This is a genomic window from Streptomyces sp. NPDC096105, assembly GCF_044763335.1.
GTDB lineage: Bacteria > Actinomycetota > Actinomycetes > Streptomycetales > Streptomycetaceae > Streptomyces.
Map to the genome: position 1 here is coordinate 191202 of NZ_JBIWGC010000004.1, position 20785 is coordinate 211986.

Sequence of the window (20785 nt, forward strand, 5' to 3'; positions counted from 1 at the left end):
GGCCTCAGTCGAGGCAGAACTCGTTCCCCTCGATGTCCTGCATCACGATGCACGAGTCGGTGCCGTCGGAGAGCAGCCGCTGCCGGACCGCACCGAGGGGCACGAGCCGGGCGCACTCGGCCTCCAGCGCGGCGAGCCGCTCCGCACCGGTCAGCCCGGTGCCGACGCGCACGTCGAGGTGGACCCGGTTCTTGACGGTCTTGCCCTCCGGCACCCGCTGGAAGAACAGCCGCGGTCCGGCCCCGGTGGGATCACTCGCCGAACACCAGGCGCCGTCCCCGTCGGGGAACCGCTCCCGGTTGAACTCGTCCCAGGAGCCGTACCCCTTGGGCGGCACCACGGTGTACCCCAGCACCTCGCACCAGAACCGCGCCAGCCGCTCGGGATCCGCGCAGTCGAACGTGACTTGAACCTGCCTGATCACTGCCACGGGGCGCACCCTAACAAGGGGGCCGCCGGCCGGCCGCTGATTATCCGGCGCGTGCCCTCGACGGGGACCGGACCGCCGCCGGCCCGTGTCAAGCCGGTGTGCGGGGCATCGGATGGTGGCTAGAGTCGTCCCGTCATACCTGGTTGTGGGGACAGCCGGAGTGCTTGGGGGGCCCGCAGCACATGAGTCGTCGTTCCACCGGCTTCGTCGGCGTCTGGGCCGAGATGCAACGGCAGCAGCAGCGTCAGCGGGAGGCCGACGCCAGGCGGCGCAGGCAGGAGGAGCAGCGGGCGCGGGCCCATCAGCGGCGCGTCGAGCGCGATCACCGCGAGTACCGGAAGGCGGAGGCCCTCCGGCGCACGGAGGAGCTGGACGCGCGGGTCGCGTCCCTGCGGGCGCTCCTCGCGTCGGGGTGCCAGGCCCCGCCCTTCCGGGCCGCCGCCCTGCTGCGGCCGGAGACCGTGCAGCCGTTCGCGCCGGGCCCGCTCGCCCGGCCGGTGCCGATGCCGGACGCCCGTGATTACCAGCCCCAGGGCGGGGGCTGGACCGCGAACCGCCGGGCCCAGGCGCAGGCGGAGGCACGGGCGCGCTTCGAGCGGGACTGGCACGCCGCGCAGGCCGCCGAGGCGCAGCGGCAGCGGCAACTCGCCGCCTACCAGCGGCAGTACCAGGAGTGGGCCGACGCCCGGCTGGCCGAGGTGCGCCGGCACAACGCCGGGGTCGCCGCGACCGTCGAGGGCGTGCGCCGCCGGGAGCCGGACGCCGTGGTCGAGTACTTCTCCGCCGCCCTGTACTCCTCGACGGCCTGGCCCGAAGGGTTCCCGCGCCAGGTGGCCGCGGCCTACGACCCGGCCGCGGGGCAGCTCGTCCTGGACTGGGAACTGCCCGCCTACGACGTGGTGCCGGAGACCAAGGCCGTCCGGTACATGCCGAGCGTGGACCAGGACAAGGAGACGCCCCGCCCGGCGGGCCAGCGGCGCGCGCTGTACAAGGAGGTCCTGGCCCAGTGCATGCTGCTCGTGCTGCACGAGCTGTTCGCCGCGGACGAGCAGGGCGCGCTGGAGTCGGTGGCCCTCAACGGGTTCGTCGACGGGCACGACCCCACGACGGGCCGGCCGGGGCAGATCGTCCTCGCCACCGTCATGGCCGAGCGCGCCGCGTTCCAGGAGCTGCACCTGGTCCAGGTGGACCCGGAGAGCTGCTTCGCCGACGCGCTGCGCGGTCAGGTCTCGGCGCGCCCCGACCAGCTCGCGGCCGTACGGCCGGCCCGTCGGCCGCAGGACGTCGGCAACCGGGTCGTCGCCCACGGCGACGACGAGGACCCGGACCTGTTCGCGATGGACCCGGTCGCCTTCGAGAACCTGGTCGCCGACCTCTTCCGCGCCATGGGCATGCAGGCGGTCACCACCCAGCGCTCCCACGACGGGGGCGTGGACGTCGACGCCCTGGACCCCGCCCCGATCCGGGGCGGCAAGATCGTCGTCCAGGTGAAGCGCTACCGGAACACCGTGCCGCCGACCGCCGTGCGCGACCTCTACGGCACCGTGCAGGACGCCGGCGCCAACAAGGGCGTCCTCGTGACGACGTCCGGCTTCGGCCCCGGCTCGCACGCCTTCGCCAACGGCAAGCCGCTGGAGCTCGTCCCGGGCCCCGAGCTCGTCGACCTGCTGCACCGGCACGGTCTGCGGGGACGGCTGGGGGACGGGAGCACGGGCCCGGCCCGCCCGGCGGACCCGGACGACGACCGGCTGCCCGACGACTACAACGTCCTGGGCATGAGCTGGTCCGGCAGCGTCGCCCTGGACGTGTGCGCCCTCGTCTGCCGCGGCGGCCGGGTGCTCGGCGACGACCACTTCGTCTTCTTCAACAACCCGGGGACGCCGGACGGCGCGGTGCGCGCCCTCCCCGCCACCGCACCCGACAAGGCCGCGATCCGCGTCGCCTTCGACGCGCTGCCCGACGAGGCCGACCGCTTCGTGCTCGTGGCCGCCGTCGACCCGGAGGTGAACCCCCACGCCGACCTCGTGGGCTTCACCGACGCCCGCATCCGCCTGCTCGACCCGGGGCTGACCGAACTGGGCCGGCTCGAGGTGTCCGACGGCCGGGCGGGGGAGACGGCCCTGGTCCTCGGCTCGTTCCGCCGCCGGGCCAACGGCGACTGGGACTTCGTCCTGGGCGGCAAGGGCTACCGGGGCGGCCTGGAGGAACTGGTGCAGGACTTCGGCATCGAGGTGCGGTAGGCCACGCGGCGGGCGGCGCGGCACGGCGGCTGTGCACCCCGCCCTGCCGCTCGGCCTGCTGCTGCGCGCCTGCGACGGCCCGGAGACCGCCGCCTCGGCCCTGCGCATCCCGAGCCTCCCGCCGGAGGTCATGCACGAGCGGCTGGACGCCCTGGGCGTACCCCGCTGAGGCCCCCGGGCGCGCCCCGCCGGGTCAGGGCGTCGTCTCGCCCCGGACGAGGGGGTGGCAGACCGGCTGGACGCCCTCGGGGAGGGCGTCCGGTTCGCACCAGCGGGCCTCGAGGATCTCGAAGGGGTCCAGGCGCAGCTCGCCGCCGAGCAGGCGGGCCTCGAAGGCCACCTCCATACGGGTGCGCAGGCCGCTGTTCAGCATGACCAGGCGGCCGGCCTCCACGTCGAGGCCGGTCTCCTCCTTGACCTCGCGCACCACGGTCGCCCGGAAGTCCTCGCCCTTGCGCGCGAAGCCGCTCGGCAGGCCCCACTGGCGGCCGGGCGGCCACATCCGGTGCCGGAGCAGCAGCACCCGCCCCTCGTCGTCGCGCACCACACCCGTCACGCCGACCACGAACTTGGCGTGCAGCAGCCACATGATGCGGCTCTGCAGCGGGCGCAGGAGTCGCCAGACACGGACCAGGAGTCGTCGCACGGGGCCTCGGCTGATAGGGGGAGCGGACGGGGTGTCACCAGGGGGAACCGTACCGGGTGGGACGTCCGCACCGTGGACGGAGTTGACCCGGACGGGACACGGGCCGCATCGTCAGGCATATAAACGCTTCACGGTACTGACGTAGTCCAATACGCTGGACCCGTGGGTCCATCAAGGTGCACACTCGGTGCAGTCGTGCATCACCTCTCGCGTCTCCTACCTCCCTGGAAGGCACCGTGACCACCCCCAGCGCCGCCACCCCGTCCACCGCACCCGGGCAGAGCCACGGTCCCGCCCCCGCGCAGGCCGGCGCCCCGGGCGGCCGCCGGGGCGCCCTGGGACCGGTCGGGCTGGTGCTGGCCGGCGGCATCTCGGTGCAGTTCGGCGGGGCGCTCGCGGTGACGCTGATGCCGCGCGCCGGCGCGCTCGGGGTGGTCACCCTGCGGCTGCTGGTCGCGGCGCTGGTGCTGATGGTGGTGTGCCGGCCGCGGCTGCGCGGGCACTCGCGGACCGACTGGGGCACGGTGATCGCCTTCGGCCTCGCGATGGCGGCGATGAACGGCCTCTTCTACCAGTCCGTCGCCCGCATCCCGCTCGGCCCCGCGGTCACCCTGGAGGTCCTGGGGCCGCTCGCCCTCTCCGTGCTGGCCTCCCGGCGCGCGGTCAACCTCGTGTGGGCCGCGCTCGCCCTCGCCGGCGTGTTCCTCCTCGGCGGCGGAGGCTTCAGCGGCCTCGACCCGCTGGGCGTCGCCTTCGCGCTGGGCGCCGGGGCGATGTGGGCGGCGTACATCGTCTTCAGCGCGCGCACCGGGCGCCGCTTCCCGCAGGCGGACGGGCTGGCCCTCGCCATGGCGGTGGCGGCGGTGCTGTTCCTGCCGCTGGGCGTCCTGGAGTCCGGCACCAAGCTGCTCGACCCGACGACGTTCGCGCTGGGCGCGGCGGTCGCGGTGCTGTCGTCCGTCCTGCCCTACACCCTCGAGCTCCTCGCGCTGCGACGGCTGCCCGCGTCGGCCTTCGCGATCCTGATGAGCCTGGAACCGGCCCTCGCGGCCGCCGCCGGCTTCCTCGTCCTCGACCAGGCCCTCGCCGCGACGGAGGCCGCCGCCATCGCCCTGGTCATCGCGGCGAGCATGGGCGCGGTGCGGACGCAGGTGGGGCGGAGGAGGAACAGGAAGACCGCGGGCGGCTCCTGAGGCGGGCGCGGCGTCGCCCGTCGCGCGGCCGGGTAGGGTACGGGCACGCACAGGGGGGAGCGGCATGCTGGCGGGGGCGTTGGGCGATCTCGTGCTGGGGCTGCTCGCCAGTTGTCTGAGCGGCCTGGCGGTGTGGCTGTGGCAGCGCGGCAGGCACAACCGGGACCTGCGGCTGCGGATGCGCGTGGTCGGCGCCCGTCCCGGCGACACGTGCCTGATCGTGATGAACAACAAGTACGGCGCTCCGGGCACCACGCACCACCATGACGTCCAGGCGATGATCGAGGCGGCCGTTCTCAGCCACAGCCTGGAGTGCGAGGTCGAGGTCGTCCGCAGCGACGACTTCCGGGGGAGCAACGGCAACAGGCCCGAGTTCTGCATCGGAGGCCCGCTCGGGTCGAACGCCCGGAGCGCGGGTCATGTCGCGCACACCCTGCCCGGCGTCACGTTCCACCCCTACACCCACCCGGAGCACCCGCTGGCGTTCGAGGCGGGCGGGGTGCTCCACCGCCGGGACAGCGGCAACGAGGAGTACGTCCTTCTCGCCAAGTTCACCGCTCCCGGCGGCGAGCGTCCCGTCATCCTGGTCTGCGGGCAGACCGCCCTCACCAACCACGCCGCCCTCCACTTCCTCCGCCGTTCGTACCGCCGGATAGCGGACACGGTCGCCTCCACCGACCGCTTCTGCCTGCTGCTGAAGGTGCCCTCGATCCGCACCTACGGCCACCAGGGCGTCGTCCTGGAACGTGACCTCACCGACGTCGCCTTCACGCCCGGGGCGTGAGCCCGGAGCCCACCGCCGTCGCCCGTCGCTCGGGGGCGAGGACGAACAGCATCCTGATGCCGGCCGATCCGCTGCTGCGTGGACGTGACTCCCGCGTGTTGCGGCAGCGGCCCCTCCCGATCGCGTCGGCCGTCGGACGCCGCAACGCCGGACCCACCTCCTGAAGCCGCTCCAGGGCGGCTGTGACGTGCGGGCGGCTCTCGGGGTCCTCCTTGGCGAGCGTCTTGATCCAGTCCAGCACGTCCCTCGGCGGCGATCGGCCCGTCGAAAGAATCATGCAAGCATGCTTGCTTGTTTCTCGCCCCCCTGCCATGCTCCCCCCGTCCGCCCCGCACGCCGCCGCCGTGTCCGTGCCCCGAGGGGAGCGCCTCGTGTCCGATCCGACGCCTGTGATCGACGATCTGCGGGAGGAGAGCGAGGAGCTGGACCGGCTCGTGGCCGGTCTCGGCCCCGAGCGGTGGGCGCTGGCGACACCCGCCCCCGGCTGGACCGTCGCCCACCAGATCGCGCACCTCGCCTGGACCGACCACGCGGCGCTCGTCGCCGCCACCGACGCGGACGGATTCCAGAAGCTGGTCGAGGCCGCCCTCGCCGCCCCGCACACCTTCGTGGACGAGGGTGCGGAGGAGGGCGCCCGGGTGTCGCCGGACGTGCTGCTGGAGCGCTGGCGGGCGGGGCGGGACGCGCTCGACAAGGCGCTGCGGGCCGTGCCGTCCGGGGTCCGGCTGCCCTGGTACGGGCCACCGATGTCCGCCGCCTCGATGGCCACCGCCCGCCTGATGGAGACCTGGGCGCACGGCCTGGACGTGGCGGACGCGCTGGGCGTGGAGCGCGCGGCCACCGGCCGGCTGCGGCACATCGCCCGACTCGGCGTCCGCACCCGCGACTTCGCGTACGGCGTCCACGGACTCACTCCGCCCGCCGACCCGTTCCGCGTCGAACTCACCGGACCGGACGGTGACGTCTGGGCGTACGGCCCCGAGGACGCCCCGCAACGCGTCACCGGCCCCGCCCTCGACCTCTGCCTCCTGGTGACCCAGCGCGCCCACCGTGCCGACCTCGCCCTGACCGCCGACGGCCCCGACGCCGACCGCTGGCTGGACATCGCGCAGGCCTTCGCCGGTCCGCCCGGCGGAGGGCGGGAGCCGAAGGGGGACGCCTCGTGACGGCCGCACCCCTGCGCGTCGGCAACTTCTCCGGCTTCTACGGCGACCGGGCCGAGGCCCTGCGCGAGATGCTGACGGGCGGGGAGCTGGACGTCCTCACCGGTGACTACCTCGCCGAGCTGACCATGCTCATCCTGGCCCGGGACCGCCTGAAGGACCCGTCCGCCGGATACGCCCGCACCTTCCTGCGGCAACTGGAGGACACCCTCGGCCTCGCGCACGAGAAGGGCGTCCGGATCGTCACCAACGCGGGCGGGCTGCATCCGGCCGGACTCGCGGACGCCGTACGGGATTTGGCAGGCAGGCTGGGCGTCCCCGTACGGGTCGCCCACGTCGAGGGCGACGACCTCACCGCCCGGCACCCCGGCAGCCTCGCCGCCCACGCCTACCTCGGCGGCTTCGGCATCACCGAGTGCCTGCGGGCCGGCGCCGACGTGGTGGTCACCGGACGGGTCACCGACGCCGCCCTGGTCACCGGGCCCGCCGCCGCGCACTTCGGCTGGAAGCCCGCCGACCACGACCGGCTGGCGGGCGCGGTCGTCGCCGGGCATGTGCTGGAGTGCGGGGCGCAGGCCACCGGCGGCAACTACGCGTTCTTCGCCGAACACGACCCCCGCGACCTGCGCCGGCCCGGTTTCCCCCTCGCCGAGATCCACCCCGACGGCTCGTGCGTCGTCACCAAGCACCCCGGCACCGGCGGCTTCGTCGACGTCGGCACGGTCACCGCGCAGCTGCTGTACGAGACGGGCGGCGCCCGGTACGCCGGGCCGGACGTCACCGCGCGGCTGGACACCGTGCGGCTCACCCAGGAGGGGCCCGACCGGGTGCGGGTCGAGGGGGTGCGCGGGGAAGCCCCGCCGCCCACGCTCAAGGTCGGGCTGAACCGGCTCGGCGGGTTCCGCAACGAGGTCGTGTTCGTGCTCACCGGGCTCGACATCGACGCGAAGGCCGCGCTCGTGCGGGAGCAGATGAGGGACGCCCTCGCCGCGTCACCGCCCGCCGAGGTCCGCTGGGAACTCGCGCGCACCGACCGGGCCGACGCCGGCACGGAGGAGACCGCGAGCGCGCTGCTGCGGCTCGTCGTGCGGGACCCGGACCAGCAGAAGGCCGGACGGGTGCTCAGCGGGGCCGCCATCGAGCTGGCGCTGGCCAGCTACCCCGGGTTCCATGTGGTGGCGCCACCGGGGAAGGGCTTCCCCTATGGGGTCTTCGAGGATGTGTACGTCCCCCATGGTGAGGTCGACCATGTGGCCGTCCTCCCTGACGGGCGCAGGATCACCGTGGACCCGCCCCAGGACACCGCCGCCCTCGGCGACGTACCGGAGCCACATCGTCCGCAGCCGCTGCCGCCGGGGCCGACCCTCCGCGCGCCCCTCGGCCGGGTCGTCGGCGCCCGCAGCGGCGACAAGGGCGGCAACGCCAACGTCGGCGTGTGGGCGCGGACCGACGACGCCTGGCGGTGGCTCGCGCACGAGCTGACCGTCGCACGGTTCCGGGAGCTGATCCCGGAGGCCCGCGGCCTGCCCGTCACCCGGCACGCGCTGCCGAACCTGCGCGCCCTCAACTTCGTCGTCGAGGGCATCCTCGGCCAGGGCGTCGCCGCGCAGGCCCGTTTCGATCCGCAGGCCAAGGCGCTGGGGGAGTGGCTGCGCTCCCGCCACGCCGACATCCCGGAGGTGCTCCTGTGACGGTCCTCGCGTCCGCCCTGAACCCGTCCGACCCTGACCACCGGGAGCACCGCGAGGCCATGCTCGCCAAGCTGGCCGAGCTCGACGCCGAGCACGCCAAGGCCCTCGCGGGCGGCGGCGAGAAGTACGTCGAGCGGCACCGGAAGCGCGGCAAGCTGCTCGCCCGCGAACGCATCGAGCTGCTGCTCGACCCCGACACCCCGTTCCTGGAGCTGTCCCCGCTGGCCGCCTGGGGCAGCGACCACGCCGTCGGTGCCTCCCTGGTCACCGGCATCGGGGTCGTCGAGGGCGTGGAGTGCCTGATCACCGCCAACGACCCGACGGTGCGCGGCGGGGCCAGCAACCCCTGGTCGCTGAAGAAGGCGCTGCGCGCCCACGAGATCGCCTTCGCCAACCGGCTGCCCGTGATCAGCCTGGTGGAGTCCGGCGGCGCCGACCTTCCCTCGCAGAAGGAGATCTTCATCCCCGGCGGCGCGGTCTTCCGGGACCTGACCCGGCTGTCCGCCGCCGGCATCCCCACCGTCGCCGTCGTCTTCGGCAACTCCACCGCCGGGGGCGCGTACGTGCCCGGCATGTCCGACCACACGATCATGGTCAAGGAGCGGGCGAAGGTGTTCCTCGGCGGCCCGCCGCTGGTGAGGATGGCGACCGGCGAGGAGAGCGACGACGAGTCCCTGGGCGGCGCGGACATGCACGCCCGCGTCTCCGGTCTCGCCGACCACTTCGCCGTGGACGAGCCGGACGCGCTGCGCCAGGCCCGCCGGGTCGTCGCCCGCCTCAACCACCGCAAGGCGTACCCCGATCCGGGTCCCGCGGAGCCGCCCGTGCACGACCCGGAGGAGCTGCTGGGCATCGTCCCCGGCGACCTGAAGATCCCCTTCGACCCGCGCGAGGTGATCGCGAGGATCGTCGACGCCTCCGACTTCGACGAGTTCAAGCCCTTGTACGGCGCCAGCCTGGTCACCGGCTGGGCGTCCCTGCACGGCTGTCCGGTCGGCATCCTCGCCAACGCGCGGGGGGTCCTCTTCAGCGAGGAGTCGCAGAAGGCGGCCCAGTTCATCCAGCTGGCGAACCAGCGCGACATCCCGCTGCTGTTCCTGCACAACACCACCGGCTACATGGTCGGCAAGGAGTACGAGCAGGGCGGCATCATCAAGCACGGCGCGATGATGATCAACGCGGTCTCCAACTCCCGCGTCCCGCACCTGTCCGTCCTCATGGGCGCCTCCTACGGCGCCGGCCACTACGGCATGTGCGGGCGGGCGTACGACCCGCGCTTCCTGTTCGCCTGGCCCAGCGCCAAGTCCGCCGTCATGGGCCCGCAGCAGCTCGCCGGCGTGCTGTCGATCGTCGCCCGTCAGTCGGCCGCCGCGAAGGGCCGGCCGTACGACGACGAGGCGGACGCGGCGCTGCGCGCCATGGTGGAGCAGCAGATCGAGTCCGAGTCCCTGCCGATGTTCCTGTCCGGGCGGCTGTACGACGACGGCGTCATCGACCCGCGCGACACCCGCACCGTCCTCGGCCTGTGCCTGTCCGCCGTGCACACCGCGCCCTACGAGGGCGCGCGCGGCGGCTTCGGCGTCTTCCGGATGTGAGGCCCCAGTGATTGCTTCCGTGCTTGTCGCGAACCGCGGCGAGATCGCCTGCCGCATCGCCCGCACCTGCCGCGACCTCGGCATCGCGACTGTCGCCGTGCACTCCGACGCCGACGGGAACGCCCTGCACACGCGCGTCGCCGACACCGCCGTACGGCTCCCGGGCTCGGCGCCCGCCGACACGTACCTGCGCGGCGACCTGATCGTGAAGGCCGCCCTCGCGGCCGGCGCGGACGCCGTGCACCCCGGCTACGGATTCCTCTCCGAGAACGCCGGCTTCGCGCGCGCCGTCCAGGACGCCGGGCTGGTGTGGATCGGCCCGCCGCCGGAGGCGATCGAGGCGATGGCGTCCAAGACGCGCGCCAAGCGGCTCATGGGCGTCGCGCCGCTCACCGACGTCACCGAGGCCGACCTGCCGGTGCTGGTGAAGGCCGCGGCGGGCGGCGGCGGACGCGGCATGCGCGTGGTGCGCGACCTCGCCGACCTGGACGCCGAACTCGCCGCCGCCCGCGCGGAGGCCGCGAGCGCCTTCGGTGACGGGGAGGTGTTCGTCGAGCCGTACCTGGAGAACGGCCGCCACGTCGAGGTGCAGGTCCTCGCCGACACCCACGGCACGGTGTGGACGCTCGGCACCCGCGACTGCTCCCTCCAGCGCAGGCACCAGAAGGTGATCGAGGAGGCCCCGGCACCCGGCCTCTCCGCCGCGCTCACCGAGGAACTCCACACCCTCGCCGTCCGTGCCGCCCGCGCGGCCGGCTACGCCGGCGCCGGCACCGTGGAGTTCCTGGTCGCCGGCGACCGGGCGCACTTCCTGGAGATGAACACCCGGCTCCAGGTCGAACACCCGGTGACGGAGGAGGTGTTCGGTGTCGACCTGGTCGCCGAGCAGATCCGGGTCGCCGAGGGCCACGCCCTGGACCCCGAGCCGCCGGCCCCGCGCGGCCACGCCGTCGAGGCCCGCCTCTACGCCGAGGACCCCGCCCACGACTGGGCCCCGCAGACCGGCCGCCTGCACCGCCTGGCCGTCCCCGGCGCCGTCCGCCTCGACACGGGCTACGCCGACGGCGACGACATCGGCGTCCACTACGACCCGATGCTCGCCAAGGCCGTCGCCCACGCCCCCACCCGCGCCGAGGCGGTCCGCAAGCTCGCCGCGGCCCTGGAACGCGCGGTGATCCACGGCCCCGTCACCAACCGCGACCTCCTCGTTCGCTCCCTGCGCCACGAGGAGTTCGCACAGGGCCGCATGGACACCGGCTTCTACGACCGCCACCTGGCCGCCCTCACCACGTCCGCCCCCGACCCGTACGCCCCGCTCGCCGCCGCCCTCGCCGACGCGCACGGCCGTTCCCGCTTCGGCGGCTGGCGCAACGTGCCCTCGCAGCCGCAGGTCAAGCGGTACGCGATGAACGGCGAGGAGCACGAGGTCCGCTACCGCCACACCCGCACCGGCCTCGCGGCCGACGGCGTGACGGTCGTGCACGCGGACGCGTCCCTGGTGATCCTGGAGACCGACGGCGTACGGCGCCGCTACGAGGTCGGCCGCCACGGCGACCGCGTGTACGTCGGCACCACGGCGCTGACCGCCCTGCCCCGCTTCCCCGACCCGGAGGCCGACCACGCCCCCGGCTCCCTCCTCGCCCCGATGCCCGGCACGGTGGTCCGCATCGCCGAGGGCGTCACGGAGGGCGCGGACGTGGAGGCCGGCCGGCCCCTGCTCTGGCTGGAGGCGATGAAGATGCAGCACAAGATCACGGCGCCCGTGGCAGGAACGCTCACCACCCTCCACGCGACCCCGGGCCAGCAGGTGGGGCTCGGCGCCCTCCTGGCGGTGGTGGAGGAAACCTCCTGAGGGGCGCGGGGAACTGCGCGACCAGCCACGACGAACCCGCACCCGCCCACGACTCCCAGCCCCTCCTCCCAAGGAGCCCGCATGCCGGTGATCGAGTCAGAGGAACACAAGGCCCTCCGCGCGGCGGTGTCCGCTCTGGGCCACAAATACGGCCGCGCATACTTCACCCGCACCGTGGAGGAAGGCAGGCCCGCCACCGAACTCTGGGCGGAGGCCGCCGAACTCGGCTTCCTCGGCGTCAACCTCCCGGAGGAGCACGGCGGCGGAGGCGGCGGCATCTCCGAACTCTCCATCGTCCTGGAGGAACTCGGCGCCGCGGGCTGCCCGTTGTTGCTGATGGTGGTCTCCCCGGCCATCTGCGGCACGGTGATCGCCCGCTTCGGCTCCGAGGAGCAGAAGCGGGACTGGCTGCCCGCCCTCGCCGACGGCACCCGCATCATGGCCTTCGGCATCACCGAGCCCGACGCCGGCTCCAACTCCCACCGCATCACCACCACCGCCCGGCGTGACCCCGCCACCGGCGACTGGCTGCTCACCGGCCGCAAGGTGTTCGTCTCCGGTGTGGACATCGCCGACGCCACGCTCGTCGTCGGCCGCACCGAGGACGCCCGCACCGGGCGCCTCAAGCCCTGCCTGTTCATCGTGGAGCGCGACACCCCGGGTTTCCGGCGCCACAAGATCGACATGGAACTCAGCGCCGCGGAGAAGCAGTTCGAGCTGGTCCTCGACGACGTACGGCTGCCCGCCGACGCGCTCGTGGGCGGAGGCGGGGGAGAGGACGCCGGTCTGCTCCAGCTGTTCGCCGGGCTGAACCCCGAGCGCATCATGACGGCCGCGTTCGCGATCGGCATGGGCCGCTTCGCCCTGTCCCGCGCCGTCGAGTACGCCCGCGACCGCACCGTCTGGAAGGCGCCCATCGGCTCCCACCAGGCCATCGCGCACCCCCTCGCGCAGGCGCACATCGACCTCGAACTCGCCCGCCTCATGATGCAGAAGGCCGCCCACCTCTACGACGCCGGTGACGACATCGGCGCGGGGGAGGCCGCCAACATGGCCAAGTACGCGGCGGCCGAGGCCTGTGTGAAGGCCGTCGACCAGGCCGTGCACACCCTCGGCGGCAACGGCCTCACCCGTGAGTTCGGGCTCGCCTCGCTGATCACGGCCGCGCGCGTGTCCCGTATCGCGCCGGTGAGCCGGGAGATGGTTCTCAACTACGTCTCCCACCAGACCCTCGGCCTGCCCAAGTCGTACTAGACACGCGACCGGCACGCCTCCCGGCCGTCTTGGAGGAACCATGTTCCGCAGCGACTACGCAGACGTCACGCCGGTCGAACTCCCCATCCACGAGGCGGTGCTCGCGCGCGCCGCCGAGTTCGGGAGCGTCCCGGCCCTGATCGACGGCACCGACGGCACCACCCTCACCTACGAACAGCTGGACCGCTTCCACCGGCGGGTCGCCGCCGGACTCGCCGAGGCGGGCGTGCGCAAGGGGGACGTGCTCGCCCTGCACAGCCCCAACACGATCGCCTTCCCCACCGCCTTCTACGCGGCCACCCGCGCGGGCGCCTCCGTCACCACCGTGCACCCCCTGGCCACCCCCGAGGAGTTCGCCAAGCAACTCGAAGACTGCGCGGCCCGCTGGATCGTCACCGTGTCCCCCCTGCTGGACAGCGCGCGCAGAGCCGCCGAACTCGCGGGCGGCGTCGAGGAGATCTTCGTCTGCGACAGCGCGCCCGGACACCGCTCCCTGATCGACATGCTCGCCTGCACGGCCCCCGAGCCGGTCGTCGACATCGACCCGGCCGAGGACGTCGCCGCGCTGCCGTACTCCTCCGGCACCACCGGCGTCCCCAAGGGCGTGATGCTCACCCACCGGCAGATCGCCACCAACCTCGCCCAGCTCCAGCCGTCCATCACGGCGGGTCCCGGCGACCGCATCCTCGCCGTGCTGCCGTTCTTCCACATCTACGGCCTCACCGCGCTGATGAACGCCCCGCTGCGGCAGGGCGCCACCGTCGTCGTGCTGCCGCGCTTCGACCTGGAGACGTTCCTCGCCGCCGTCCAGAACCACCGCATCACCGCCCTGTACGTCGCCCCGCCGATCGTGCTGGCCCTCGCCAAGCACCCGCTCGTCGCCGCGTACGACCTCTCCTCCCTGAAGCACGTCATCAGCGCCGCCGCGCCCCTGGACGCGCACCTCGCCGCCGCCTGCGCGCAACGGCTCGGCCTGCCGCCGGTCGGCCAGGCGTACGGCATGACGGAGCTGTCGCCCGGCACCCACGTCGTCCCGCTGGACCTCATGGCGGAGGCCCCGCCCGGCACCGTCGGCAAGCTCATCGCCGGCACCGAGATGCGGATCGTCTCCCTCGACGATCCCGGCAAGGACCTCGGGCCGGGCGAGTCCGGGGAGATCCTCATCCGCGGCCCGCAGGTGATGAAGGGCTACCTCGGGCGCCCCGACGCCACCGCCGCGATGATCGACAGTGGGGGCACCTCCCGCTCGAGCGGAGCCGAGAGTGGGGGAGGCTGGCTGCACACCGGGGACGTGGGTCACGTCGATGAGGAGGGCTGGCTGTTCGTCGTCGACCGGGTCAAGGAGCTCATCAAGTACAAGGGCTTCCAGGTCGCGCCCGCCGAGCTGGAGGCGCTGCTGCTCACCCACCCCGGCGTCGCCGACGCGGCCGTCATCGGCGTCCACGACGAGGACGGCAACGAGGTCCCGCACGCCTTCGTCGTCCGCCACCCCTCCGCCCCGGACCTCACCGAGGGCGAGGTCATGACGTACGTCGCCGGACGCGTCGCCCCGTACAAGCGGGTCCGGCACGTCACCTTCACCGACGGCGTGCCCCGCGCCGCCTCCGGAAAGATCCTGCGCCGCGAACTGAGGGCGGCGCACGAGGAGCCCTCGTGACCCTGATCGGCCGCCGACGCACCCGGGGCGTCGAGACCCTGTCCCTCGACGCCCCGGAGCGCCGCAACGCCCTGTCCGCCGCCCTCGTCGGCGACCTCGCCGCCGCGCTCACCGACGCCGGGAAGGACACCGGCGTCCGCGCGGTGGTCCTCACCCACACCGGCACCACGTTCAGCGCGGGCGCGGACCTGCGCGACCCACCCGCCCCTGAGGCGCTGGTGAGCCTGCTGCGGCAGATCGTCGAACTGCCCAAACCCGTCGTCGCCCGGATCACCGGGCACGTCCGCGCGGGCGGCCTGGGGCTGCTCGCCGCCTGCGACATCGCCGTCGCCTCCCGCGCGTCGACGTTCGCCTTCACCGAGGTGCGCATCGGGGTCGCCCCGGCGGTGATCTCCCTGCCGCTGCTGCCCCGCACCGACCCGCGGGCCCTGGCCCGCCACTACCTCACGGGGGAACGCTTCTACGCGGACGAGGCCGCCCGCATCGGCCTGCTCACCGCGGCCGGCGACGACGCCGACGAGACCCTCGCCCCGGTCCTCGACGGGCTGCGCCGGTCCGCCCCCGAGGCCCTCGCCGAGACGAAACGGCTGCTCACGGCTAGGGTGCTGGAGACCTTCGACCGGGACGCGGACACCCTGACCGCGCTCTCGGCCCGCCTCTTCGCCTCCGCGCCCGCACGCGAGGGCATGACGGCGTTCCTCGAACGACGGGATCCGGAATGGGTGGTGTGAGCACGGCCGACCGTGCCGGACGGTTCCCCAAGCAGGACCGCAGCCGGGCCACCCGGCAGCGGCTGCTGGAGGCCGCCGTGGCCTGCCTCGCCGCACACGGCTGGGCGGGCTCCACGGTCTCCGTCGTCGCCGAACGCGCGGGCGTCTCCCGGGGCGCCGCCCAGCACCACTTCCCGACCCGGGAGGACCTGTTCACGGCCGCCGTGGAGTACGTCGCCGAGGAACGCTCCACGGCCCTGCGCGCCCTCTTCCCCGACGGCGCCGCCGCCCACGACCGCCGGGCGGTGGTCGCCGCCCTCGTCGGCCTCTACACCGGCCCCCTGTTCCGCGCCGCCCTGCACCTGTGGGTGGCCGCGTCCAACGAGGAGCAGCTGCGGCCGCGGGTGACCGAGCTGGAGCTGCGCGTCGGGCGCGACGCGCACCGCATCGCCGTGGAGCTCCTCGGCGCCGACGAGTCCCGCCCCGGCGTCCGGGAGACCGTCCAGGGCTTCCTCGACATGGCCCGCGGCCTGGGCCTCGCCACCCTCCTCACCGACGACGCCGCCCGCCGCGACCGGGTGGTCGCCCAGTGGGCGGACCTGCTGGACGACGCCTTGGGCTGAGGGTCCCGTCAGCGGCGTCACCTACGGTGTGCGCGTGGGTGACTCCTTTCAGACGCTCGTCGACCTCGACGCCGGCGGAGCGGACGCCGCCCGGCTCGCCGGGCGGGTGATGGACCGGCTGGTGGCCGAGGGCGTGGTCCTCGCGGAACGCACGGACTGCGTGCTCGGACAGCCCTTGGGACATCCGCCGGGGCCGCACTGGGATCGTGCGGTGGCCGGCGACCGGGACTTCGAGCCCTCGGACGGACTCGCCGTCCACACCGTCCGTACGGGCTTCACCAGCGGTGCGGACATGCCCGGCGCCGCGATCTGTCCGCGTTGCGGCGTCCCGACGCCTCTCGAGAAGGGGACGTGGTCCCGCTTCTCCGCCGCCATGCGGACGTGGTACGACACCGGCGCCGCGACCGTCGACTGCCCCGCATGCGCGGTCGCCGTCGCCGTCCCGGACTGGGGCTGGGACGAGGCCCCGCTCGCCTTCGGCTGCCTGGGCTTCGAGTTCTGGAACTGGCCCCCGCTCACCGACGCCTTCCGCGCCCGGGTGGCCGGGCTGCTCGACGGCCACCGGACGGTGTACCTCTGGGGCACGCTCTGAGGGCGCGCGATCACGTCCGCTCACGGGCTTCGCGTACCGAGTGGAGGGCGGGGACGACGTCCTCCACCGTGACGTCGCCGCGCGCGGCGAGCGCGCGGGCCTCGGACGCTGCCTCGCTCAGCGGGAGCTCCGTGCTCCCGTCAGGTCCGCCGGCCTTCCGCCCGCTCACGGCGCGAGCCGTTCCACCCGCCAGCCCCCGCCGGGCACGGCGACGTACCGCAGGCGGTCGTGGAGGCGGTTCTCGCGGCCCTGCCAGAACTCCACCGTCTCCGGGGTCACCCGGAACCCGCCCCAGTGCGGCGGCACCGGCACCCGCTCGGGCTCCGGGTAGCGTGCCGCCAGCTCGGCGTAGGACGCGTCGAGCTCCTCGCGGGAGGCGATCACCGTCGACTGCCCGCTGGCCCACGCGCCCAGCTGGGAGCCGTGCGGCCGGGTGCGGAAGTACGCGGCCGTCTCGGCGCGGCCGGTGCGCCGCGCCGTGCCGGTGACGATGACCTGCCGGGCGACCGGGTGCCAGGGGAACAGCAGCGAGACGTGCGGGTTCCCGGCCAGGTCGCGGCCCTTGCGGGAGTCGTAGTTGGTGTAGAAGACGAACCCGCTCGTGTCGAAGTGCTTCAGCAGCACCGTGCGCGAGCTGGGCCGGCCCGCCGCGTCCGCGGTCGACACGATCATGGCGTTCGGCTCGAACAGCCCGCCCTCCCGCGCGGCCTGCGCGAACCAGCGCGCGAACTGCTCGACGGGGGTGGCGGCGAGGTCGGTCTCGGAGAGCCCCTCGGTCCGGTACTGCTTGCGCATCGAGGCGAGATCGAGGGGGACGGCGTCTCGGTCGGTCACGCCGTCATCCTGCCGTATCCCCACGGGCCCCGAGGGGCGGGTGGCCCACGTCACGGACGGGTGGTGCCCAAGCTCACGGATGGCACTCAGTGCCGCGAACCCTCCCCAAAACTGGCACTCAGGGATATCGTGCTGGCACTGATCCGGTTGGGTGACCGCCAGCCGGGCATCACAGGGGTGACGTCCACGACCGCGAGTCCACCCGAGCCGACCGCGGATCCCCCGGACCCACGCCGACCGCGCCACGACACATGGTCGTCCCACCCCACAACACCATCTGTCACCCACCGCAGAGGAGCCGCTGATGTCCGACTTCGTACCCGGGCTCGAAGGAGTCGTCGCGTTCGAGACGGAGATCGCCGAACCGGACAAGGAGGGCGGTGCCCTGCGCTACCGGGGCGTCGACATCGAGGATCTGGTCGGGCACGTCTCCTTCGGCAACGTGTGGGGGCTGCTCGTCGACGGGGCGTTCGCCCCCGGACTGCCGCCCGCCGAGCCGTTCCCCATCCCCGTGCACTCCGGCGACATACGCGTCGACGTGCAGTCCGCGCTCGCCATGCTCGCCCCCGTGTGGGGCCTGAAACCGCTCCTCGACATCGATGCCGAGCAGGCCCGCGAGGACCTCGCCCGCGCCGCCGTCATGGCCCTGTCGTACGTCGCCCAGTCGGCGCGCGGCCAGGGGCTGCCGATGGTGCCGCAGAGCGAGATCGACAAGGCCGAGTCGGTCGTCGAGCGCTTCATGATCCGCTGGCGCGGCGAGCCCGACCCCAAGCACGTCGCCGCCGTCGACGCGTACTGGACGTCGGCCGCCGAGCACGGCATGAACGCCTCCACGTTCACCGCCCGCGTCATCGCCTCCACCGGCGCGGACGTCGCCGCCGCCCTCTCCGGGGCCGTCGGCGCCATGTCCGGCCCGCTGCACGGCGGCGCGCCCTCGCGCGTGCTGCACATGATCGAGGAGATCGAGCGCACCGGGGACGCCGAGGCGTACGTCAAGCGGACCCTCGACAAGGGCGAGCGCCTGATGGGGTTCGGCCACCGCGTCTACCGGGCGGAGGACCCGCGCGCCCGCGTGCTGCGCCGCACCGCCCGTGAGCTGGGCGCGCCGCGCTACGAGGTCGCCGAGGCGCTGGAGAAGGCCGCCCTGGCCGAGCTGCACGCCCGCCGCCCGGACCGGGTGCTGGCCACGAACGTGGAGTTCTGGGCCGCGATCGTGCTGGACTTCGCCGAGGTGCCGGCCCACATGTTCACGTCGATGTTCACCTGCGCCCGCACCGCCGGCTGGTCGGCGCACATCCTGGAGCAGAAGCGCACGGGCCGTCTGGTCCGCCCGTCGGCCCGCTACGTGGGCCCGGGCTCGCGCGACCCGCGCGAGATCGAGGGCTACACGTCCCTCGCCCGCTGACCGGTCCGGGAACGCAGGCGACCCGCGAGTCTGGTTCCCCCTCGGGGGAGCCGGCCGGACGTTACCGGCGACTCGCGGGTCGGGTGACTGCGTTGGATTAGGCCGGCTGCGTGCATCTCGTGCACGCCGGTCCGGCGCCGAACCGAGTACGACGACGGGCCACTAGCCCGCAGCCACCTCTTCCGTCCGGTTGTCATACATCTGCCGAACCACCTCCTTTCCGAAGTACCGCCACCCTAAGAAACCACCCGCCGCCGGATCAACCACTTTTTCGTGCCGGCCTCCCGGCGGCACCGTCCGCGCGTCCGCCGTGCGTCCCGTGCACGCCGGCGTGCGCCGCCCGGTCGGCCGCCTCCTCGTCGTGCCCCGGCCGCCGCGTGAGGTCTTTTGCCTCGTGAAGGCGTGGGTACACGGAGGCGGGCAACAATTCCCCTCGTCTTGTCGGGAACTCGATGTGCGCTGAGTCACGTTCAAGTTGAATGATTGTTGGTGAGCGAATCGTCGTGCCGTACGTGCGGACACAGCCTGCAGGGGGTTCAGGTGAGTGCATCCCGGCGTAGTGGGGCCACCGACGAGCTCGGGCCGGAGGGGCCCGGACCCGAGCGGGAGGGGCCGGCCGGCTCCGACCTGCTCGCGGCGCTGCTCGACGGCATGGACGCCGCGCTGTGCGCCTTCGACGCGGACGGCGTGGTGACCCACTGGAACCGCGAGGCCGAGCGCATCCTCGGCTGGACCGCCGAGCAGGCGGTGGGCCGGGCCGGGCTCGCCGGGTGGGCCGTGCGCAGCGCGGACGCCGAGGAGGTCGAGGCCCGGCTGATGTCGGCCATGGACGCGCCCGGCCGGCAGGTGAACGAGTTCGCGCTGCTGACCAAGGACGGCCGCCGCGTGCTGGTGCGCACCCAGTCCGCCGCCGTACGCGGCCCCGACGGCAGGCCCGCCGGGGTCTACTGCGCGTTCAGCGAGGTGCACGCGCAGATCGACCTGGAGCGGTCCATCGCGCTGAGCGAGGCGCTGCTGGAGGACGCGAGCTGGGGCGTCGTCCTCGTCGACGCCGACCTGCGTCCCGCCGTGGTCAACGCGCATGCCGCGCGGGCGCTCGGCGCGGGGCGCACGTCGGTGCTGGGGCGGCCGCTGGGGGAGCTGCTGGCCCAGGGCGTGGAGGAGCTGGAGAGCGCGCTCACCCATGTGCTCGCCGAGGGCGCGCCGCCCGCGCCGGCCGAGCTGTGGGTGACCGTGCGGACGCCGGAGGGCGAGCGCCGGAGGTGCTGGCGGAACGGGTTCGTGCGGCTGTCGTCACCGCTCGCGGAGGAGCCGGTGCCGCTGGGAGTGGGCTGGCTGTTCCAGGACGTGACCGAGTCGCGGCAGGGCGAGCAGGAGGCGTCGCTGCTGCGGTTCCGCGCCCAGCAGCTGCACCGGGCGGCCCGCGCGGCGGCGGAGTGCGAGGACCCGGCCGAGGCGGTGACCGTCCACCTGGACTTCGCGCTCGCCGGCTTCGCCGACCACGCCCTGATCGACCGGGTCGCCGAGGGCGGGGCCGACGCCGGCCGGGTGCGGCTGGTGCGGATCGCCGAGACCCCCTCCGGCGGTTCGGGCCCCAGTCGCCTGGACGGCAGGGCGGGGCTCCCGGCGCTCTACGCCGACGGGCACCCGGCGCTGCAGTGCGTGGAGCGCGCCGGGTCGGTGCGGGCCGGCGCGGGCTCGCTCGAGGGGGACGCGGCACGGGAGTGGGCGCTGGCCCGCCAATGGCCGAAGGACACGGTCCACGCCCTGTGCACGGCCCTCCGCAGCCGCGGTCGCACCCTCGGTGCCGTGACGTTTCTGCGCACGTCGAACCGCACCGCCTTCGAACGCGCCGACGCGGTGTACGCGGAGGACGTCGCGGCGCACATCGCCACGGCGCTGGACCTGGCGTCGCTGCTGCCCGGGGAGCGGTGAGGCGCGGGCCGGGCCCACGGGCAGCCGTCCGAGGCGCGGCGGTGACGCGGAGGTCCGCGAGCCGGCGGCCGTGATCGCGCCGTCACGTACGGCAGCGGTGGCTCCGCCGCGGACGTGCCCGAGGCGGTGGCTCGGGCGCAAGGGCTGCCGAGGTGACCGGGGCTGCAGGGCGCGGTTCTCG

At 74.1% G+C, this 20785-nt stretch carries 20 protein-coding genes; 15 read left to right on the top strand and 5 right to left on the bottom strand.

The window, feature by feature from the left end; all coding sequences use genetic code 11:
* Window positions 1-4: 4 nt before the first annotated feature.
* On the bottom strand, window positions 5-430 hold the full coding sequence (locus ACIQ8B_RS08730; RefSeq protein ID WP_106413712.1) for a VOC family protein: 426 nt from the start codon (window positions 428-430) through the stop codon (window positions 5-7).
* A gap of 182 nt (window positions 431-612) precedes the next feature.
* Here ACIQ8B_RS08730 and ACIQ8B_RS08735 point away from each other — a divergent pair, with 182 nt between their 5' ends.
* Together ACIQ8B_RS08735 and ACIQ8B_RS08740 are read left to right on the top strand one after the other, a co-directional pair.
* Window positions 613-2670, top strand: a complete 2058-nt coding sequence (locus ACIQ8B_RS08735) for a restriction endonuclease (protein WP_403546246.1) — start codon at window positions 613-615, stop codon at window positions 2668-2670.
* A gap of 31 nt (window positions 2671-2701) precedes the next feature.
* On the top strand, window positions 2702-2839 hold the full coding sequence (locus tag ACIQ8B_RS08740; protein WP_403546247.1) for a hypothetical protein: 138 nt from the start codon (window positions 2702-2704) through the stop codon (window positions 2837-2839).
* A gap of 24 nt (window positions 2840-2863) precedes the next feature.
* Here the strand turns inward: ACIQ8B_RS08740 and ACIQ8B_RS08745 are convergent, their stop codons facing one another.
* Window positions 2864-3316: an NUDIX domain-containing protein gene (locus ACIQ8B_RS08745; protein WP_366252452.1), complete on the bottom strand. Its 453-nt coding sequence runs from the start codon at window positions 3314-3316 to the stop codon at window positions 2864-2866.
* 236 nt (window positions 3317-3552) lie between these two features.
* Here ACIQ8B_RS08745 and ACIQ8B_RS08750 point away from each other — a divergent pair, with 236 nt between their 5' ends.
* Together ACIQ8B_RS08750 and ACIQ8B_RS08755 are read left to right on the top strand one after the other, a co-directional pair.
* The gene (locus tag ACIQ8B_RS08750) at window positions 3553-4509 is read left to right on the top strand and encodes an EamA family transporter (protein WP_403546248.1); all 957 of its coding nucleotides are present in this window, start codon (window positions 3553-3555) and stop codon (window positions 4507-4509) included.
* 79 nt (window positions 4510-4588) lie between these two features.
* The gene (locus tag ACIQ8B_RS08755) at window positions 4589-5293 is read left to right on the top strand and encodes a hypothetical protein (protein WP_403546249.1); all 705 of its coding nucleotides are present in this window, start codon (window positions 4589-4591) and stop codon (window positions 5291-5293) included.
* Here ACIQ8B_RS08755 and ACIQ8B_RS08760 read toward each other — a convergent pair.
* Window positions 5277-5570: a type II toxin-antitoxin system RelE/ParE family toxin gene (locus ACIQ8B_RS08760; RefSeq protein WP_403546250.1), complete on the bottom strand. Its 294-nt coding sequence runs from the start codon at window positions 5568-5570 to the stop codon at window positions 5277-5279. The genes ACIQ8B_RS08755 and ACIQ8B_RS08760 overlap by 17 nt on opposite strands.
* Window positions 5571-5664: 94 nt before the next feature.
* Between ACIQ8B_RS08760 and ACIQ8B_RS08765 the strand changes: the two genes are divergently transcribed.
* The 9 genes from ACIQ8B_RS08765 (at window position 5665) to ACIQ8B_RS08805 (ending at window position 16430) form a co-directional block, all read left to right on the top strand.
* A complete protein-coding gene (locus ACIQ8B_RS08765; RefSeq protein ID WP_403546251.1) occupies window positions 5665-6459 on the top strand; it encodes a TIGR03084 family metal-binding protein in 795 nt (264 codons plus the stop codon).
* Window positions 6456-8147 (top strand): acyclic terpene utilization AtuA family protein, encoded by a 1692-nt coding sequence (locus ACIQ8B_RS08770; RefSeq protein WP_403546252.1) that lies wholly within the window; start codon window positions 6456-6458, stop codon window positions 8145-8147. The genes ACIQ8B_RS08765 and ACIQ8B_RS08770 overlap by 4 nt, the downstream gene beginning before the upstream one ends.
* Entirely contained in the window at window positions 8144-9742 is a 1599-nt protein-coding gene (locus ACIQ8B_RS08775) for an acyl-CoA carboxylase subunit beta (protein ID WP_290001394.1), read from the top strand. The genes ACIQ8B_RS08770 and ACIQ8B_RS08775 overlap by 4 nt, the downstream gene beginning before the upstream one ends.
* 7 nt (window positions 9743-9749) lie before the next feature.
* A complete protein-coding gene (locus tag ACIQ8B_RS08780; protein ID WP_403546253.1) occupies window positions 9750-11594 on the top strand; it encodes a biotin carboxylase N-terminal domain-containing protein in 1845 nt (614 codons plus the stop codon).
* An 81-nt stretch (window positions 11595-11675) separates the two neighbouring features.
* Complete coding sequence (locus tag ACIQ8B_RS08785; RefSeq protein ID WP_290001390.1) at window positions 11676-12848, top strand: acyl-CoA dehydrogenase family protein; 1173 nt, start codon at window positions 11676-11678, stop codon at window positions 12846-12848.
* 40 nt (window positions 12849-12888) lie between these two features.
* Window positions 12889-14505: a 4-coumarate--CoA ligase family protein gene (locus ACIQ8B_RS08790; RefSeq protein ID WP_403546254.1), complete on the top strand. Its 1617-nt coding sequence runs from the start codon at window positions 12889-12891 to the stop codon at window positions 14503-14505.
* Complete coding sequence (locus ACIQ8B_RS08795) at window positions 14502-15236, top strand: enoyl-CoA hydratase family protein (protein WP_403546255.1); 735 nt, start codon at window positions 14502-14504, stop codon at window positions 15234-15236. Before ACIQ8B_RS08790 ends, ACIQ8B_RS08795 begins: the two co-directional genes overlap by 4 nt.
* On the top strand, window positions 15224-15838 hold the full coding sequence (locus tag ACIQ8B_RS08800; protein ID WP_403546256.1) for a TetR/AcrR family transcriptional regulator: 615 nt from the start codon (window positions 15224-15226) through the stop codon (window positions 15836-15838). Before ACIQ8B_RS08795 ends, ACIQ8B_RS08800 begins: the two co-directional genes overlap by 13 nt.
* A 34-nt stretch (window positions 15839-15872) precedes the next feature.
* Window positions 15873-16430 (top strand): hypothetical protein, encoded by a 558-nt coding sequence (locus ACIQ8B_RS08805; protein ID WP_403546257.1) that lies wholly within the window; start codon window positions 15873-15875, stop codon window positions 16428-16430.
* Between the two features lie 10 nt (window positions 16431-16440).
* Here the strand turns inward: ACIQ8B_RS08805 and ACIQ8B_RS08810 are convergent, their stop codons facing one another.
* Together ACIQ8B_RS08810 and pdxH are read right to left on the bottom strand one after the other, a co-directional pair.
* Window positions 16441-16599, bottom strand: coding sequence for a hypothetical protein (locus ACIQ8B_RS08810; RefSeq protein WP_403546258.1), 159 nt, complete (start codon window positions 16597-16599; stop codon window positions 16441-16443).
* A complete protein-coding gene (pdxH, locus tag ACIQ8B_RS08815) occupies window positions 16596-17264 on the bottom strand; it encodes a pyridoxamine 5'-phosphate oxidase (RefSeq protein ID WP_290001373.1) in 669 nt (222 codons plus the stop codon). Before pdxH ends, ACIQ8B_RS08810 begins: the two co-directional genes overlap by 4 nt.
* A 304-nt stretch (window positions 17265-17568) precedes the next feature.
* On the opposite strand from pdxH, the gene ACIQ8B_RS08820 reads away from it, so the two are divergent.
* Both ACIQ8B_RS08820 and ACIQ8B_RS08825 read left to right on the top strand, forming a co-directional pair.
* Window positions 17569-18669, top strand: coding sequence for a citrate synthase 2 (locus ACIQ8B_RS08820; protein WP_106413724.1), 1101 nt, complete (start codon window positions 17569-17571; stop codon window positions 18667-18669).
* A 540-nt stretch (window positions 18670-19209) separates the two neighbouring features.
* Window positions 19210-20604, top strand: a complete 1395-nt coding sequence (locus ACIQ8B_RS08825; protein ID WP_403546259.1) for a PAS domain-containing protein — start codon at window positions 19210-19212, stop codon at window positions 20602-20604.
* The last annotated feature ends 181 nt before the right edge of the window (window positions 20605-20785 follow it).

Coding starts and splice junctions, on each gene's coding strand:
- ACIQ8B_RS08735 (WP_403546246.1), top strand. CDS start 613: ATGAGTCGTCGTTCCACCGGCTTCGTCGGCGTCTGGGCCGAGATGCAA.
- ACIQ8B_RS08760 (WP_403546250.1), bottom strand. CDS start 5,570: ATGATTCTTTCGACGGGCCGATCGCCGCCGAGGGACGTGCTGGACTGG.
- ACIQ8B_RS08785 (WP_290001390.1), top strand. CDS start 11,676: ATGCCGGTGATCGAGTCAGAGGAACACAAGGCCCTCCGCGCGGCGGTG.
- ACIQ8B_RS08790 (WP_403546254.1), top strand. CDS start 12,889: ATGTTCCGCAGCGACTACGCAGACGTCACGCCGGTCGAACTCCCCATC.
- ACIQ8B_RS08820 (WP_106413724.1), top strand. CDS start 17,569: ATGTCCGACTTCGTACCCGGGCTCGAAGGAGTCGTCGCGTTCGAGACG.
- ACIQ8B_RS08800 (WP_403546256.1), top strand. CDS start 15,224: ATGGGTGGTGTGAGCACGGCCGACCGTGCCGGACGGTTCCCCAAGCAG.